At 43.6% G+C, this 15,524-nt stretch carries 11 protein-coding genes; 2 read left to right on the top strand and 9 right to left on the bottom strand.

Annotated elements, in window-relative coordinates; genetic code table 11:
- Positions 1–6: 6 nt before the first annotated feature.
- The 8 genes from J0L83_01915 to recG form a co-directional block, all read right to left on the bottom strand.
- Positions 7–1,944 carry a M1 family metallopeptidase gene (locus J0L83_01915; protein ID MBN8663298.1) on the bottom strand — a complete coding sequence of 646 codons (1,938 nt, stop codon included), beginning with the start codon at positions 1,942–1,944 and terminating at the stop codon, positions 7–9.
- 66 nt (positions 1,945–2,010) lie between these two features.
- Positions 2,011–2,679: a 16S rRNA (cytidine(1402)-2'-O)-methyltransferase gene (rsmI, locus tag J0L83_01910; protein MBN8663297.1), complete on the bottom strand. Its 669-nt coding sequence runs from the start codon at positions 2,677–2,679 to the stop codon at positions 2,011–2,013.
- 30 nt (positions 2,680–2,709) lie between these two features.
- Positions 2,710–2,958: a phosphoribosylformylglycinamidine synthase subunit PurS gene (purS, locus tag J0L83_01905; protein ID MBN8663296.1), complete on the bottom strand. Its 249-nt coding sequence runs from the start codon at positions 2,956–2,958 to the stop codon at positions 2,710–2,712.
- Between the two features lies 1 nt (position 2,959).
- On the bottom strand, positions 2,960–3,718 hold the full coding sequence (locus J0L83_01900) for a CDP-alcohol phosphatidyltransferase family protein (protein MBN8663295.1): 759 nt from the start codon (positions 3,716–3,718) through the stop codon (positions 2,960–2,962).
- Positions 3,719–3,723: 5 nt separating this feature from the next.
- Positions 3,724–5,013: an aminopeptidase P N-terminal domain-containing protein gene (locus J0L83_01895; protein ID MBN8663294.1), complete on the bottom strand. Its 1,290-nt coding sequence runs from the start codon at positions 5,011–5,013 to the stop codon at positions 3,724–3,726.
- 45 nt (positions 5,014–5,058) lie between these two features.
- Positions 5,059–6,069 (bottom strand): PorP/SprF family type IX secretion system membrane protein, encoded by a 1,011-nt coding sequence (locus J0L83_01890; GenBank protein ID MBN8663293.1) that lies wholly within the window; start codon positions 6,067–6,069, stop codon positions 5,059–5,061.
- Positions 6,066–9,776 (bottom strand): PKD domain-containing protein, encoded by a 3,711-nt coding sequence (locus J0L83_01885; protein ID MBN8663292.1) that lies wholly within the window; start codon positions 9,774–9,776, stop codon positions 6,066–6,068. Before J0L83_01885 ends, J0L83_01890 begins: the two co-directional genes overlap by 4 nt.
- Positions 9,777–9,804: 28 nt before the next feature.
- Positions 9,805–11,940, bottom strand: coding sequence for an ATP-dependent DNA helicase RecG (gene recG / locus J0L83_01880; protein MBN8663291.1), 2,136 nt, complete (start codon positions 11,938–11,940; stop codon positions 9,805–9,807).
- A 98-nt stretch (positions 11,941–12,038) separates the two neighbouring features.
- Here recG and trpS point away from each other — a divergent pair, with 98 nt between their 5' ends.
- Together trpS and J0L83_01870 are read left to right on the top strand one after the other, a co-directional pair.
- Positions 12,039–13,049, top strand: coding sequence for a tryptophan--tRNA ligase (trpS, locus tag J0L83_01875; protein ID MBN8663290.1), 1,011 nt, complete (start codon positions 12,039–12,041; stop codon positions 13,047–13,049).
- A 44-nt stretch (positions 13,050–13,093) separates the two neighbouring features.
- Entirely contained in the window at positions 13,094–13,729 is a 636-nt protein-coding gene (locus J0L83_01870; protein MBN8663289.1) for a deoxynucleoside kinase, read from the top strand.
- A 112-nt stretch (positions 13,730–13,841) separates the two neighbouring features.
- On the opposite strand, the gene pckA is transcribed toward J0L83_01870, so the two are convergent.
- A complete protein-coding gene (gene pckA, locus J0L83_01865) occupies positions 13,842–15,461 on the bottom strand; it encodes a phosphoenolpyruvate carboxykinase (ATP) (protein ID MBN8663288.1) in 1,620 nt (539 codons plus the stop codon).
- Positions 15,462–15,524: the final 63 nt, after the last annotated feature.

Here is a 15,524-nt window from a genome sequence, read left to right as displayed (position 1 = left end):
TCAGGATTAATCAGGAATCACAATTTTATTATTGGCTCTATTGATATCAGCCATTCTACCTGTTGCATCTATCTCTACTGACTTGATATCGGTTAAAGCACGATTGGTGCTAAATACATAGTCGGGGTGCGTCCACTTCCACTCTGGATGTACGGTACGATTTTTCGCCCCGGCTTCTGCAGGCTTTTCACCATAGATCAGGTTCAAAGGAATATAATGATGCTCAACACTTCCGTCTTTGAATGTGATGGTTACATCTACAGGCATCGGCATTTTACCCATTCTTCTCAAAGCAATATTGGTTTTATTACCAGCCACGCTCATATCGCCTACTGCATAATCAATTGTCTTAGTCGTGTAAACGAAATACTCTTTGTACCACTGCAAGGTTAAGCCGCTCACCTTCTCTGCCACACGAACAAAATCATTCACATTCGGGTGCTTGAAACGCCACTGGTTATAATACTCCAACAAGATTCTATCACGAACACTATCACCAACGATATAACCCAGCTGCGCAATGAAAACTGCACCTTTTGAATAGGCCGCAGTGGAATAAGCATAATTGGTATTGAAATGATCTGCATGCGTTGTCATTGGCTCTTCAAATCCACTCTTGGCCAAAGCCAGATAACTATTGTAGCTACCAGCCTGCTTCAAAGGGAAAGCAGTTTTCGCAGATTCAACCTGACGATTGTAGAACTGTCGCGTTTGCTCATTGATCCATGGAGATTTAGCCGCCCAGTTTTGATTATAATAATCAGACACTTCATTGGTACCGAAATCTGTAAAGCCCTCATCCATCCATGCAAACAAACTTTCATTGGTACCCATCATGTGTTGATACCAGCTATGCATCCACTCATGGATAACAGTACCCAAACCAGAACCTTTGAGCAAAGTAGCCATGGCATATTCCATACCACCATCACCACCCTGTATAAAACTATACTGAGGGTAAGGATATTTACCAAAGCGCTGTTCCATGTAAGGCAATACTTTTTCAGCGGCCCACAGCACATTGTTCCATGCACTATCCTGACGTGCATCACCCGCTTTGTAAAATGCATGGATCGTTAGATCAGGACGCACTTTCTTGGAAATATGCTTATAAGCAGGATCAGCAGCCCATACAAAATCATGGATATTTTCTCCTTTGAAATGCCAGGTAAGATTATTGCCACTCACTGAAGGCACTTTTGTTCCCGGTGCTTCATAACCAAAACCGATGGTATTTGCATTTTGCAAAACACCTGTTGCGGCAACCATATACGTTTTATCCAAAGTCAGTTTCACCTCATAATCGCCCCACACACCATAAAACTCGCGAGCGATGTATGGATTGGCATTCCAACCCTGATAATCGTACTCCACCATCTTAGGATACCACTGGGCCATGCTATAGCGAACACCTTCTGCATTGTCGCGACCGCTTCTGCGAATCTGCGCAGGCACTTGTGCTTCAAAAGACAATTCAATCATGGCTTTTGACTTAGGCATTATTGGCTTATCCAGCTTTACTTCCAGTATGGTTTCCCACTCACGCAATTGCTGTTCTTTACCATTCACTTTTACATAAGCAACTTTCTGGTAGCCGATGCTGGTATCTGCTAGTCTGCTGATACGATCACGCACACGCGCATCCCAATCAGGCGAGTCCTCACCTCTTCTATTCTTCAGCATAATCTTACCCAATTCTCTACTACGCACGTCCATGCTGCTGTTGGGCTGGAAAGCATTCCAGTATAAGTGAATAAACAAGCGATTCAATGTATCAGGCGAATTGTTGGTGTACTCCATTCGCTCAACACCTTTCATACGATTGTTCTGCACATTCAACTCGGCTTCAATATTATAACGAATACGCTGTTGCCAACGATCAGGCTGGGCCTGTGCTATGATAACAGGTACAAAAGCCACTACTGCAAGCAATAATCTTCTCATAACACTTGATTAAGGGTGCTAAATATCTGAAAAATGCTGGATTGATTTTGAAAAAAGGATGAATGATTAGGCCTCCTTTCCGGCAAGTATGATCACAATTTCCCCTTTTACAGCTTTCTGCTGAAAATGGGCAATCAATTCAGCCAACGTGCCACGTGCGTTTTCCTCAAATAGTTTGGTGAGCTCTCTGGATACGGCTGCTTGCCTATCGGCACCAAGATATTGCGCCAGTTCTTGCAAGGTTTTCACCAAACGAACCGGACTTTCATACAAAATCATGGTTCTTTCTTCCGCTGCCAATTTCTTCAGCATGGTTTGGCGGCCTTTCTTCAAAGGCAGAAAACCTTCAAAAGCAAAGCGATTAGAAGGGATACCACTATTCACCAATGCAGGCACAAATGCAGTTGCCCCAGGCAGTGTTTCTACTTTCACACCTGCCTGTATACAGGCACGTACTAATAAAAATGCTGGATCAGAAATACCGGGCGTACCAGCATCTGTAATCAATGCCATGGTTTTACCCGCTTGTAACTGCTGCACCAGATGCTCAACAATCTTATGCTCATTGTGCTGATGATACGGAGAGAGTGGTTTCTGAATCTGGTAATGCTGCAGCAATTTGGAAGAAGTACGGGTATCCTCACAAAGAATCACATCCACTGCCTGCAGCACTTCAATCGCGCGCAGCGTGATATCCTTCAGATTACCCAAGGGTGTTGGTACCAGATACAGCATAACAAAAAGCCCGAAGTCTCGGGCCGTTAATTAGTTGATGAGTTCGATCTCGTAAAACTCCATGACCGGATTGGCGAGTACTTTCTTAGAAGCTTCTTCTGCAATCGCTCTTGCAGTTGCTTCAGAATCTGCTTCAATATCCAAAGTGATATGCTTGCCCACACGCACATCGGCTACTCCATTCATGCCCAGGTTATGTAAACCACCCAGTACGGCTTTACCCTGCGGATCCAATAAATCTTTCAAAGGCATCACTTTGATCTGAACGTGATAAGTCATGTTAAGCTTGTTTGAGCGCCAAAGATAACACAACATAGGCGATTATCACCAGCGGAATAGCCAGCCATTGCAGGAAAATACCACCAAGTATAGCAATCAGTACTACTAAATATTTGGGCCAGTTATTTGCCACCGTATAATCCTTGAATTTGAAGGCCATCAGGGGCAGTGTAGATACCATCAGACCACTGAGCAACAGAATGACTCCGTACCATAACCACTTATTCAGAAAAAGCGCCACCAATGCAGCACTACCTGAAAACCAATAAATCAAAGGAAATGAAGCGATCATCAAGCCGGCAGCCGGTACGGGTAATCCCTTAAACCCAAACTGTTGAGTTGTATCCAAATTAAATCGACCAAGACGATAAGCAGCTGCACAAGGCAATATAAAAACAGGTAATAAATACCCCATACTGATATCCAATCCATCCTCTTGCTGCGCGTAGGAAAGACGTAAAAATTGATAGGCAATCATTGCCGGAGCTACGCCAAAAGACACCACATCTGCTAAAGAGTCTAATTGTTTCCCCATTTCTGAACTGGCATTCATTAATCTTGCCACAAAACCATCGAGAAAATCAATCACAGCAGCAATACCAATAAAGATGGCTGCCAACCAAATCTTTTCCGGCAATGCCACCAATTGTTCTCCGTCAGAACCAGTAATGATGGTGAGGCCAGGCTGCACAGCAGCTACGATGGCCATACAGCCGAAAAACAAATTCAACAGCGTTACAATATTGGGGATTTGTTTCAGCATAATTATTTTTTCATGAGTGCTTCAATCTCTTCTACCGTAATAGGAATATTTTTCATCAGATCAATATTTCCACTCTTGGTTATCCAGAAATTATTTTCAATACGAATACCCATTTGTTCTTCTTCAATATAAATACCCGGCTCAACTGTAAAGACCATACCCGCTTTAATGGGCTCTGTTCTGGTGCCCAGATCATGCACATCAATACCTAAATGGTGAGAGATGCCATGATACAGGTATTTTCTGTACGCACGATTCTCCTTATCCTCATTCTTCACATCAGCCTTAGCAATCAAACCAATTTTCAAGAATTGCTTGGTAGCTTCATCACCTACTTTCTCTGTATAATCGAGAATACTGATACCAGGCTTCAGAATACCCTTGGCATAATTATGTAAATGCAAACAAGCATTGTACACTTCTTTCTGGCGCTTGCTGAATTTTCCATTCACCGGAACAGTCCTAGTTAAATCGGCACAATACCCGCCGTACTCTGCACCAAAATCCATCAATATCAATTCACCGTCTTTACATTCCTGATTATTCGATACATAGTGCAAGGTTCTGGCTCTGTCGCCACTAGCGATAATGCTGCCGTAAGCAGGACCAGATGCGCGCTGACTCAAAAAGCTATGCCAGATCTCAGCTTCAATTTCATATTCCATCACGCCAGGCTTAATAAACTTCAGCAACCTGCGGAATGTCTGCTCAGTAATATCAATCGCCTTTTGCATCACCACTACTTCTTCTTTGGTCTTGATAGCCCGCAGGTCTTTCATAATACGCGCGGCACGCTTGTATTCATGCAGCGGATATCTTGTACGCATTTCATCAATGAAACGGTATTCTCTACTACGCACTTGAGAAGCACGACGATCATTCTCATTAGAATCCAGATAAATATTATCTGCCAGATGCACCCAAGTTTGCAAAGCCGCATCAATTGTATCTACCCAAACGATGGTTTGAATACCGCTGATGGCGGAAGCTTCATGTGCACGCAATCTCTTACCATCCCATTTTTCTTTCAATTCGTTGGGACGAACTAAAACGAGTACTTCACGATATTTTGGATCTGGGTTATCTGGGAACAAGATCACCATAGAGTCTTCCTGCTCAATACCTGTTAGCCAGTAGAGATCACTGTTTTGCTTGAATGGATGTAAAGCATCTCCATTACCAGGCCATTCATCATTGCTCACAAAAATGGCAATACTGTTGGGCAGCATGGATTTGATAAAACGTTTTCTGTTGTTGATGAAAATGGCCGGATCGAGCGGTAAGTATTTCATGTGGCTGAATTGAATGCTGCAAGATACAAGATTCACCGCAGCAAATCAGAAGCGCACAGTAGGACATTTCACAGATTTGTCGCCAGAAAGCAGTCCAGATTTTACCAAAGAAATCTCATAAGCACCTCTGGTGCCATTGAAAGACTGCAATGTAGAGATGGTAGCATCATAATTGATGGTCATGCGCAAATCATTGACCTGATAACCCACCATCGGAATAAACGCATCACCCATTCTGTAGTAAACACCAAAGAGCATTTGCGTATACCCATCCCCACTGATGTTTCGCTGCGCATTCATACCTGCTACAACCTCTGTTTGATTGCTTACTTTATTGACATAAACATTCGGATTCAAAATCCAGAGATTATCATTTGTCTTATAACTGGCATTGAAGAAGGCTGTGTACTGTGGTTGTACACGTTGATCGCCGGTACCGACTGCAAAAAAACTTTCAACAGGCCTGTTAATTCTTCTACCACTAAGACCAAAATTGAGGTATAAGTTTTCAGATGCAAAGAGTGAATAGTTAAGACCTACCTGCAAGTCGAGATAACCCACCTGATTGGCGATAAAGGGTTCGTTAGAAGGGATGTTCACATCAAAAAACTGTCCGTTCCATTGATTATTGAACGAAAGCTTCGAAATATTGATTCGCTTATCTACATAACCTACATTAAAACCAAGACTCAACAAACCTTTATAGCCTAAAAGCTGATGATAGGCAATAGAACCGAAAGCCCTTGTGGATGTAAGTGTACCGCTGCCCGCCACATCCCTCAAAATACCAAAACCTGCACCAACCCATCCGTTCTCGAACTTATCGCCAAACAATTGCATATCACCCCAAAGATGCATGGTATTGTAGGGTGTACCTACAGAAGACCACTGCGTACGATAATTACCACCAATCCGATAATCGGCATCAGGTGCAAAACCGGTATTGGCAGGATTGATCAGCAGTGGCGCATGGATATACTGCGAAAAATTCAGCTCTTGCGCAGGCAACACTCCCCACAAAAAGCAACAAGATAATATGGTGAGTATTTGCTTCATCGGAGTAAGGTGATATCACCTTTTTTAACCACTTTGGCTTTATTGGTAAATTCTACTTCCAACACATAATGATACACTTCCTGTGGTTGTAATTGGCCGTTGAAAGTTCCATCCCAACCAATATTCGGATCATTGGTAACGAACACGAGTTTACCCCAGCGATTGTAAATACGCCAGTTCACCCTACTCATACCAAATCCCCTGATTTGAATTTTATCATTTACGCCATCTCCATTAGGCGAAAATGCATTGGGTACGTCCACTAATGGATCAACAAGCGCAGACACTTCCTGACAGGTGGTATCTGCACATCCTGCAGCGTTAATTGCAACAAGACAAGCCTGATACTTACCTGAGCTGGGATAATAATGTTCCACTATGGTATCTCTGCGCAGGGTTTCTAAAACATCTCCATCCCCAAACAACCATTTATATCTAATGGCTCCGTTTGTAGATGTATTGGTAAAACTAACCGGCCTATTGGGTATAGGTGTCAGCGGTGCGAATGTGAAAGCAGCTGTTGCTGTTCCATTGAGCACAATGGTAATGGTTGTATCATGTTGCCTGTTACATGTAGATGGGTCAATAGCACGTAATGTAACCGTGTAAGAACCCGGCGTACTGTAAAACTTCGTTGGATTTACATCTGTTGATGTAGTGGCATCATGAAAAGTCCAGAGAAAACTTTGCCCACCTCTAGACACATTATCAAAGATTACATTCTGCGGAGCACACAAAGGATTGGGCACTGTAAACTCAGCACGCACAGTATCGGTGATACGTATAGTCTGCACAATACTATCCGGTGCATTACAATATGTAGTATCAGTCAACACCAAGCGCACATTGTATGAACCAGGTGCAGCGAATGTGTGGTTCACAGTACCTGCACCAGCTACAACAGAATTTCCATCTCCAAAAACCCATCTGAATGCATTTGCTGGAAATGGTTTACCAATAGGTGCGATAGAATTATTGGTGAACCGATACTCTAATGAAGTACAGTTGGTGGGATCTGCTTTCACATAATCAAACGGACGTAAAACCGCTTCATCATTACGCACACGCATAGTGAGGTAAGAAGTATCCGTTTCATTGCAAGTAGTTCTATCAATAGCAATCAATCGAACCCGATAATTACCCGGCGCATTGAAAGTGTAAGAAATTCTTGGAACCGTTGTGGTAACATCAGGAGAACCATCTCCAAAATTCCAGATATATTGTTTACCCAAGGCAAGTGTATCTGAAAACTCAACAGTTAAGGGCACACAACCAGAAGTATCCCTCACCTGACCCGCAATGGTTGATTGTAAGCCTGCACCAACGCCTGCCAAATTCAAAGCAATTTTCACAGCGGCCAGATTACAATAATCACCGGACAGATTTTGCTCTGCAAAAACACCCCCCGACGGACCCGTTGGAAAAGTAGGCTTAGGTCTTTGACCACAATTGGCACACAAAGCTTGATAGATCACACCGTTTTCATCAAATCGGCTTGTACCACCATCTACGTGTTCACCAAAACCACCAATCTGTCCAAAGAAATCTCCATACAACTGACTTGTTGCATTCTTCGCTAAAACAAAAAAGTATAAATCACTTCCGTCCGTACTTGCACTACTTCCATTCAGAGAACCAACAACAGTTAATCCACTTGTGCCTGCTGTAGGATAATTGGCATCGCGGTTGATTCCACCACCCCAACCAGAGACATAGACATTTTCACAACGATCTACCAGAAAAGCTGTTGGTGAGATATTGGGCACAGTACTGTTCGTACCGAAGATGGTTGAATATTCAAAAGCACTAAGGTCTTCACGTAGCTTGGCAATAAACTGCTTGCCATTGGTCTGGCTGAATGCGGCATTCAGAACCGGCCAACTACCTGTGGTCGTTCCCATCACATAAGGAAATCCTCTGCGATCGAATTTCAACCCATATACCAGATCTGCGCCGTTTGTACCCAGATAGGTTCCCGTTACACGTGCAGTTAAATCGTTGCGTACAACCATAACAAAACCATCGCATATACCACCACGATAACTTGCATTGATGGCGCCCGAAGAAACTCCCGGCAAATCAGTACTGGCAGTGGCACCACCGATATAAATATTTCCATTCTGTGGATGCAATGACAACACGAAAGCAGCATCATCATTACTACCACCGATATACGAGATACCCATTGGCGTTCTCAAATCTGCAGCCATCTTGATTAGTACACCGTCCTGATAACGACCACCAGGACCACCCGCTGTTCCAGGATTTGGCTGAAACACGCCGGAAGTAGTTGGAAAATCTCTGGACTGTGTACAACCAGCCATATAAACATTACCTGCTACATCTAGAATCACTTCGCTTCTTGCATCATCGCCGTAATTTCTTACAATACTTTCCGCACCTTGAGGATTGCTGTATTTAGGTCTGATATTCACCCCATCATCACTGCGTCCGCCAATTTCCACACTGCCCATCAAAGCACTACCAGCTGCATTCAATTTTGTTAACACAATATCCCAACCACCACCTGCACCCAAAGTATTGTTTGCAGGAAATTTTGGATAATTCGCCGAATTGCTTCGTCCTGCAATAACCAGATTGCCCTGCCCATCAGCCACTAAACTATGCGGCTGTTCATTACCATTACCGCCGATATAGGTTGCATATTCTCTCCTTGCACCATCAGGGCTAAACTTGATAATAGCCATATCGTAACCATTGCTGATGGCACCATCAGGAATACCTCCTGCAAAATTTGTCTGAAAAGCACCTGTATTTACTGGAAAACCTGCACTGAATACAATACCACCTGCATAAAAATTACCGCGACTATCGTAAGTGGCTGTATAACCCCAGTTATCTGCCGTACTACCCGTAAAAGTTGAGAACACAAATTGTGGATCGATAACTATCGTTTCATTCGTCTTATATGGATCCAGTATTACAAACTGAACAAGATTACCCTTCACCTCATAACGTGTATTCAATTGCTGGCGCTTACCATTAATGAGTTGATAGGTGTAAGGGGATAACTCCTTCACCTCACCAACAGAAGTCTTGATCACCAGATTACCATCCTTTACGCGCAACGACTCAACTCCATTAAAATAAAGAACAATCTTTTTGACATCAGCACCTGGATGAAGAATAAAGTCATACTTCAGCGATCCATTATCGCTGTAGTAACGAACATCTGTTTTAGGATAGATATTCTCGTATGTAATCGTTTGAAATATCCTACAATTTGAAGCCCACTTTGAAGGATCCTCGCCGATGAAATAGTTATTATAAGTATATAAAGATTTATCAGGCACAACTTTAGCCGACTCATTCGCATTCAACAAACGCATTTCATACATGTGAGAACGCAAACTCATCTTATCGATATTCACCGGCTGATCCTTCGGATCTGGCAAACGGTATTTATCATCTTTTATAGGCTTGGCTGGATGCACAGGGTTTGCATGTGCATGTCCGTGCACAGCATCTGATAATTTTCTAAGGTCATCCGGATGATGCAGCAATATGCGATAACCATTTTTCCTCAGCTCCAGTGCTCCGTTAATCATCCCTCCTCTAAATAGGGTTGCTTTATCCCACTGCCCCTTATTTTCTACAAATTCCATGGCAGATTGGGCACCAACTGTACATGGCTCCAGTAAGAAAAGAAAAATGAGGATATAAAGAATGCTTGCTTTCAACTTCATTAATATACGATTATTCTCACGCCCTTGTTCAAGATATTTTGCTCCAATTGCCCTGATGCTTGTGCGACTGAAGGTATTTCCTTAGCTGCAAATTCTTTGCCATGCTTAAATCCGGATCTTCCTCACACACCATTTCAGCATATTTCTTCGCAGCTTCAAGCAATGGTTTATCATTCACTATTGATGCCAGCTTAAAGTTCAAAGCCCCGCTCTGCCTGGTTCCTGCTATATCACCAGGACCGCGCAGTTCAAGGTCTTTCTCTGCTATGCGGAAACCATCATTGGTAGCGCACATTATCTTGATTCTTTCTTTGGCATCATTGCTTACTTTAGACCCTGTTAAAAGAATGCAAAAACTTTTTTCTGCACCCCTGCCCACTCGTCCACGCAACTGATGCAATTGAGATAATCCAAACTTTTCAGCACTTTCAATCACCATTACAGAAGCATTGGGCACATTCACCCCTACTTCAATCACTGTTGTACTAACCATGATCTGTGTATCACCCTGAACGAATCTTTGCATGTTCACATCCTTCTGATCATTAGGCATTCTGCCATGCACCATACTGATGTGGTATTTGGGTTCAGGAAAATAACTCTTCACTTGCTCATAACCCTGCATCAAGTCTTCGTAACTCAGCTTCTCGCTTTCTTCAATTAGTGGATAGATAATATATGCTTGTCTGCCCTTGGTAATTTCTTCACGTACAAATTCCATCACTTTATACCTCGCCTGTTCATAACGATGCACAGTGGTAATGGGTTGCCTGCCCGGCGGCAATTCATCCATCACACTATAATCCAAATCGCCATAAGCTGTCATCGCCAATGTTCTGGGAATTGGCGTAGCAGTCATCACCAATACATGTGGTGGAATCGCCGCTTTCTGCCAAAGCTTGGCTCTTTGTGCTACACCAAAACGATGCTGCTCATCCACAATGGCCAATCCCAAATGTTTGAATTGCACCACATCTTCAATCACCGCATGTGTACCCACCAGCATGTGCAGACTACCTTCCTGCAACTGCTGTAATATTTCTTTTCGCTCAGCAGTTTTGGTACTACCCGTTAACAGTCTGATACCAATGGGCATATCTTTCAGCAAAGCACTTAAACCATTATAGTGTTGCTGCGCAAGAATTTCCGTAGGTGCCATCATACAACTTTGGAAACCGTTATCTGCTGCCAGCAGCATAGCTAGCAAGGCAACAATGGTTTTACCACTACCCACATCACCTTGCAATAAACGATTCATCTGATGGCCACGGGCTGTATCAGTTCTGATTTCTTTCAAAACACGTTTCTGTGCACCAGTTAATGTAAAAGGAAGATGCTTGTTGTAAAACGCATTGAAATACTCGCCCACTTTTTCAAAGACAACACCTCTACTGCTATGGTGTCTTTGCAACTTCACCAACTGCATCCGCACTTGCGCCACAAACAATTCTTCAAACTTCAAACGCTTCAATGCAGCCGCATGTTCATCCGCACTCTGCGGGAAATGCACATTGCAATATGCTTCCCAGCGCGACATTAATTTCAACTGCTTCAGTAATTGCTCCGGCAGATTCTCTTGTGGCGGATCTTGCTTAAGTGCTTCCAGTAAAGTAAATGTGAGCTTACCTATTTGACGGCCATTGAGACCTTTCGCTTTTAGTTTTTCTGTAGTGGGATAAACCGGATCGAGAAAAACCTTACCGCCCGCTTTCACCGGTGTAAATGGTTCAATTTCCGGATGCACAATCTGGGGCTTACCATTGAAAAAGCCGGCTCGGCCGAAAACAAGGTATTCCATGCCCGGCTGTAATCCTTTTTGTACCCAGTGAATTCCCTGAAACCAGGCCAATTCCAATATACCGGAGGCATCGCGCAATTGCGCCACCAGTCGCTTACCTCTTTTTTCACCCATCACCTCAATATGTTGCAATACCCCCGCTACCTGTATGAAATCAGTCTGCGGAGTAATGTCTGCGATGCGACTTACTTTGGTTTTGTCGATATGCCTGTGCGGAAAATGTTCTAATAGGTCTTCAAAAGTGAAAATCTCCAGTTCTTTCTTCAGCATATCGGCACGCAGTGGCCCAACCCCTTTCAGGAATTCTATGGGCGACTGGAGGATATGTGTAGGACGCACAGACATGGTAACAGAACAAATATCCATTGCGAAAGCCAGATTTCCGTTTTCTGTACCGGTCAATCACTGAAAAAAGCCCGGATTTTGGAAACGCAAACCAAGGCGGAACAGTATCTTCGCCGCCTATGTCGAAAGAGGTTGTTTTAAGCGGAATCAGACCCACAGGATTTCTCCACCTGGGTAATTATTTTGGTGCAATGCGCAATTATGTGCGCATGCAGGATGAATACAATTGCTATTTCTTCGTGGCCAACTGGCATAGCCTGACCACCCACCCCGATACCAAGGAACTGAAAAACGCCGTTCACCGCGTGATTGCCGAAAATGTGGCTTGCGGACTGGATCCGGAGAAAGTGGCCTTTTATGTGCAAAGCGATGTGCCTGAGATTGCAGAACTCTATCTCTATCTGAACATGATGGCTTATAAAGGTGAACTGGAGAAAACCACCACCTTTAAAGACAAAGTGCGCCAGCAACCAGACAATGTGAACGCGGGTCTCTTAACCTACCCTGTTTTACAAGCTGCCGATATTTTGATTCACCGTGCCGTAAAAGTACCCGTAGGTAAGGATCAGGAGCAACACTTGGAAATGGCGAGAAATTTTGCAGAACGATTCAATTATCGTTATGGCAATGTATTCCCCTCTCCAGTAGCATTTAACTACGGCGGCGAATTGGTGAAGATTCTGAGTCTGGATGGTAATGGTAAAATGAGCAAGAGCGAAAATCAATTGGCCACTTTATACCTGGCTGATGATGATGAGAGCATCCGCAAGAAAATCATGAAGGCCAAAACTGATCAAGGCCCCGCTGAACCCAATAGTGTTAAGCCGGATTATATCCAGAACCTGTTTACCCTGATGCAATTAGTGAGCACACCCGATACCCTGGCCAAATTTGAAGCCGACTTCAACAACAGCAGTACCGGCAATGTGGTGATTCGCTATGGCGATATGAAAAAGCAATTGGCAGAAGACATGATTCGCTTTATTGCCCCTATTCGTGAACGCGCTGCAGCTATACAGAACGATCAGGCTTTATTGAGCAAGATCATTCAACAAGGTGCAGACAAAGCAAGAGCAAGTGCATCAGCAACCCTGAAACTGGTACGCGAAGCAGTTGGCATGAACTATTAATTTTCACCCCCTGACAATAGATCAGATTTCGTATTTTCAACCCTATGGCAAAGGCAAAAAAACCAAAACACGTAGCAGTTGCAGGCAATATTGGTGCCGGTAAAACCACCCTCACAGAAATGCTAAGCAAGCATTATCGCTGGATTCCCCAGTTCGAGGATGTGGACCACAACCCCTACCTGATGGACTTCTACGAAGACATGCCCCGCTGGAGTTTTAACCTGCAGATATTTTTCCTGAACAGCAGATTAAATCAGTTACTGGAAATTCACCGCGGCACTGAAACTGTGATTCAGGATAGAACCATTTACGAGGATGCGCAAATCTTTGCACCCAACCTTCACGAAATGGGCTTGATGAGCAAGCGTGATTTCGAAAACTACTATCAGTTCTTCCAGACATTAAAGACCATGGTGCAGCCGCCGGATTTGTTGATTTACATCAAAGCCTCCGTTCCAACTTTGGTTGGACAAATCCAAAAGCGTGGCCGCGAATACGAAGAGAATATCCGCTTAGACTACCTCAAGAAACTGAATGAGCTGTATAACAAGTGGATTGATTCATACAAAGAAGGTCCAGTGCTCATCATCGATGGTGATAAAAACAAATTCGCTGAAAACGATGAGCATTTTGGTGAGATCATTACCAAAGTAGACGGCATGTTATTTGGTTTGTTCTAATCAATACTACATAAGAGAATAAAAAAGTAAATCCCGCCTTTCGGCGGGATTTTTCATGCACATCGCAATCGAAGAGTCCATTGATTATCTCAATGGGGGTGCTCATTTGCAGTTAGTATTGATAGCCCTTCGGATTGGGTGCCGATTGCAGGATTTCATTTGAAACACCTGCAGCATATTTTTCAAAATTCTGGATAAACATTTCTGCCAGTTTTGATGCAGCCTGATCATACGCAGCACGATCAGCCCAGGTATAACGCGGATGCAGTAATTCCTTAGGTACACCCGGACACATCTTCGGCATCAACATACCAAATACAGGATGCTTTTCAAATTCCACTTGATCCAGCTCACCGTTCAATGCAGCAGTAATCATGGCACGGGTATAAGACAGTTTCATTCTGTTACCTACACCATAACCACCACCACTCCATCCGGTGTTGATCATCCAAACATTCACTTGATGCGTACGCATTTTTTCACCTAGCATCTCTGCATATTTACCCGGATGCAAAGGCAAGAAAGGCGCACCAAAGCATGCACTGAATGTTGCTTTGGGTTCTGTTACACCGGCTTCTGTACCTGCTACTCGTGCGGTATAACCACTGATGAATTGATACATCGCCTGACCAGGTGTTAACTTGCTGATGGGCGGTAATACACCATAAGCATCGCAGGTAAGGAAGAAAATATTCTTGGGCAACCCGCCAATACTTGGCTCCTGCGCATTACTGATGAAATGTAGCGGATAGCTCACACGAGTATTCTCTGTGATTGTTTTATTGCTGAAATCTATTTGACGACTATTGTCGAAGAATAGTACGTTCTCCACCAATGCACCGGGCTTGATGGCACGGAAAATCTCCGGTTCTTTTTCTTCGGTTAAATCAATACACTTAGCATAGCAACCACCTTCAAAATTGAAGACACCATCATTGGTCCAGCCATGCTCATCATCACCAATCAGTTTACGGTTGGGGTCTGCACTCAGTGTGGTTTTTCCTGTACCACTCAAACCAAAGAATACAGCTACATCGCCATCCTTACCCATATTGGCACTGCAATGCATGCTGAGCACATTCAACTTATGCGGCAATAAATAATTGAGGATGGTGAATATACCTTTCTTCATTTCACCGGTATAGCCGGTACCGCCAATCAGGATGGTTTTCTCTGTGAAAGAAACAATGGCAAAATTGTGTTGTCTGGTTCCATCAATTGCAGGATCAGCTTTGAAACCTGGCGCTTGAATTATATGCCAGTCGGGCTCAAAATTGCTCAGCTCCTGTTCAGTAGGACGCAGGAACATATTGTATGCAAATAAATTACTCCAAGCATGTTCGTTGATCACTCGAATATTCAGGCGATACTGTGGATCAGCGCAAGCATAAGCATCGCGCACCCACAATTCTTCTTGCGCATTGAGGTAGTTCAGCACCTTCGCTTTTAAAGCGGAAAACTTCTCTGGCGCAATAGCAATGTTGAAATTATTCCAATGAACAGAATCTTCAGTCAAAGCATCTTTTACAATGAATTTGTCTTGCGGACTGCGGCCAGTAAACTCCCCTGTACGGATGCACAAAGCGCCGGTATCATTCACCTCACCCTGACCCCGCAATAAAGTTTGTTCTGACAATTCATCTGGCTGTAACTGATAATGGATAGTGGATTTTGTGTTGAGCCCGAGTGCCGACAAAGCGGCAATAGGCACATGTTGTGTTTTTACAGGCATATGCAAACAATCGTTAGTTAGCGCAAAAGTATTGGCTCTGATCATTCAAAAAGAATGGTTGTG

It is taken from the genome of Chitinophagales bacterium, from assembly GCA_017303835.1.
Lineage (GTDB): Bacteria > Bacteroidota > Bacteroidia > Chitinophagales > Chitinophagaceae > JAFLBI01.
This window is presented reverse-complemented; position numbering and strand designations above follow the sequence as displayed.

Coding starts and splice junctions, on each gene's coding strand:
- J0L83_01915 (MBN8663298.1), bottom strand. CDS start 1,944: ATGAGAAGATTATTGCTTGCAGTAGTGGCTTTTGTACCTGTTATCATA.
- rsmI (MBN8663297.1), bottom strand. CDS start 2,679: ATGCTGTATCTGGTACCAACACCCTTGGGTAATCTGAAGGATATCACG.
- purS (MBN8663296.1), bottom strand. CDS start 2,958: ATGACTTATCACGTTCAGATCAAAGTGATGCCTTTGAAAGATTTATTG.
- J0L83_01895 (MBN8663294.1), bottom strand. CDS start 5,013: ATGAAATACTTACCGCTCGATCCGGCCATTTTCATCAACAACAGAAAA.
- J0L83_01890 (MBN8663293.1), bottom strand. CDS start 6,069: ATGAAGCAAATACTCACCATATTATCTTGTTGCTTTTTGTGGGGAGTG.
- J0L83_01885 (MBN8663292.1), bottom strand. CDS start 9,776: ATGAAGTTGAAAGCAAGCATTCTTTATATCCTCATTTTTCTTTTCTTA.
- recG (MBN8663291.1), bottom strand. CDS start 11,940: ATGGATATTTGTTCTGTTACCATGTCTGTGCGTCCTACACATATCCTC.
- trpS (MBN8663290.1), top strand. CDS start 12,039: ATGTCGAAAGAGGTTGTTTTAAGCGGAATCAGACCCACAGGATTTCTC.
- J0L83_01870 (MBN8663289.1), top strand. CDS start 13,094: ATGGCAAAGGCAAAAAAACCAAAACACGTAGCAGTTGCAGGCAATATT.
- pckA (MBN8663288.1), bottom strand. CDS start 15,461: ATGCCTGTAAAAACACAACATGTGCCTATTGCCGCTTTGTCGGCACTC.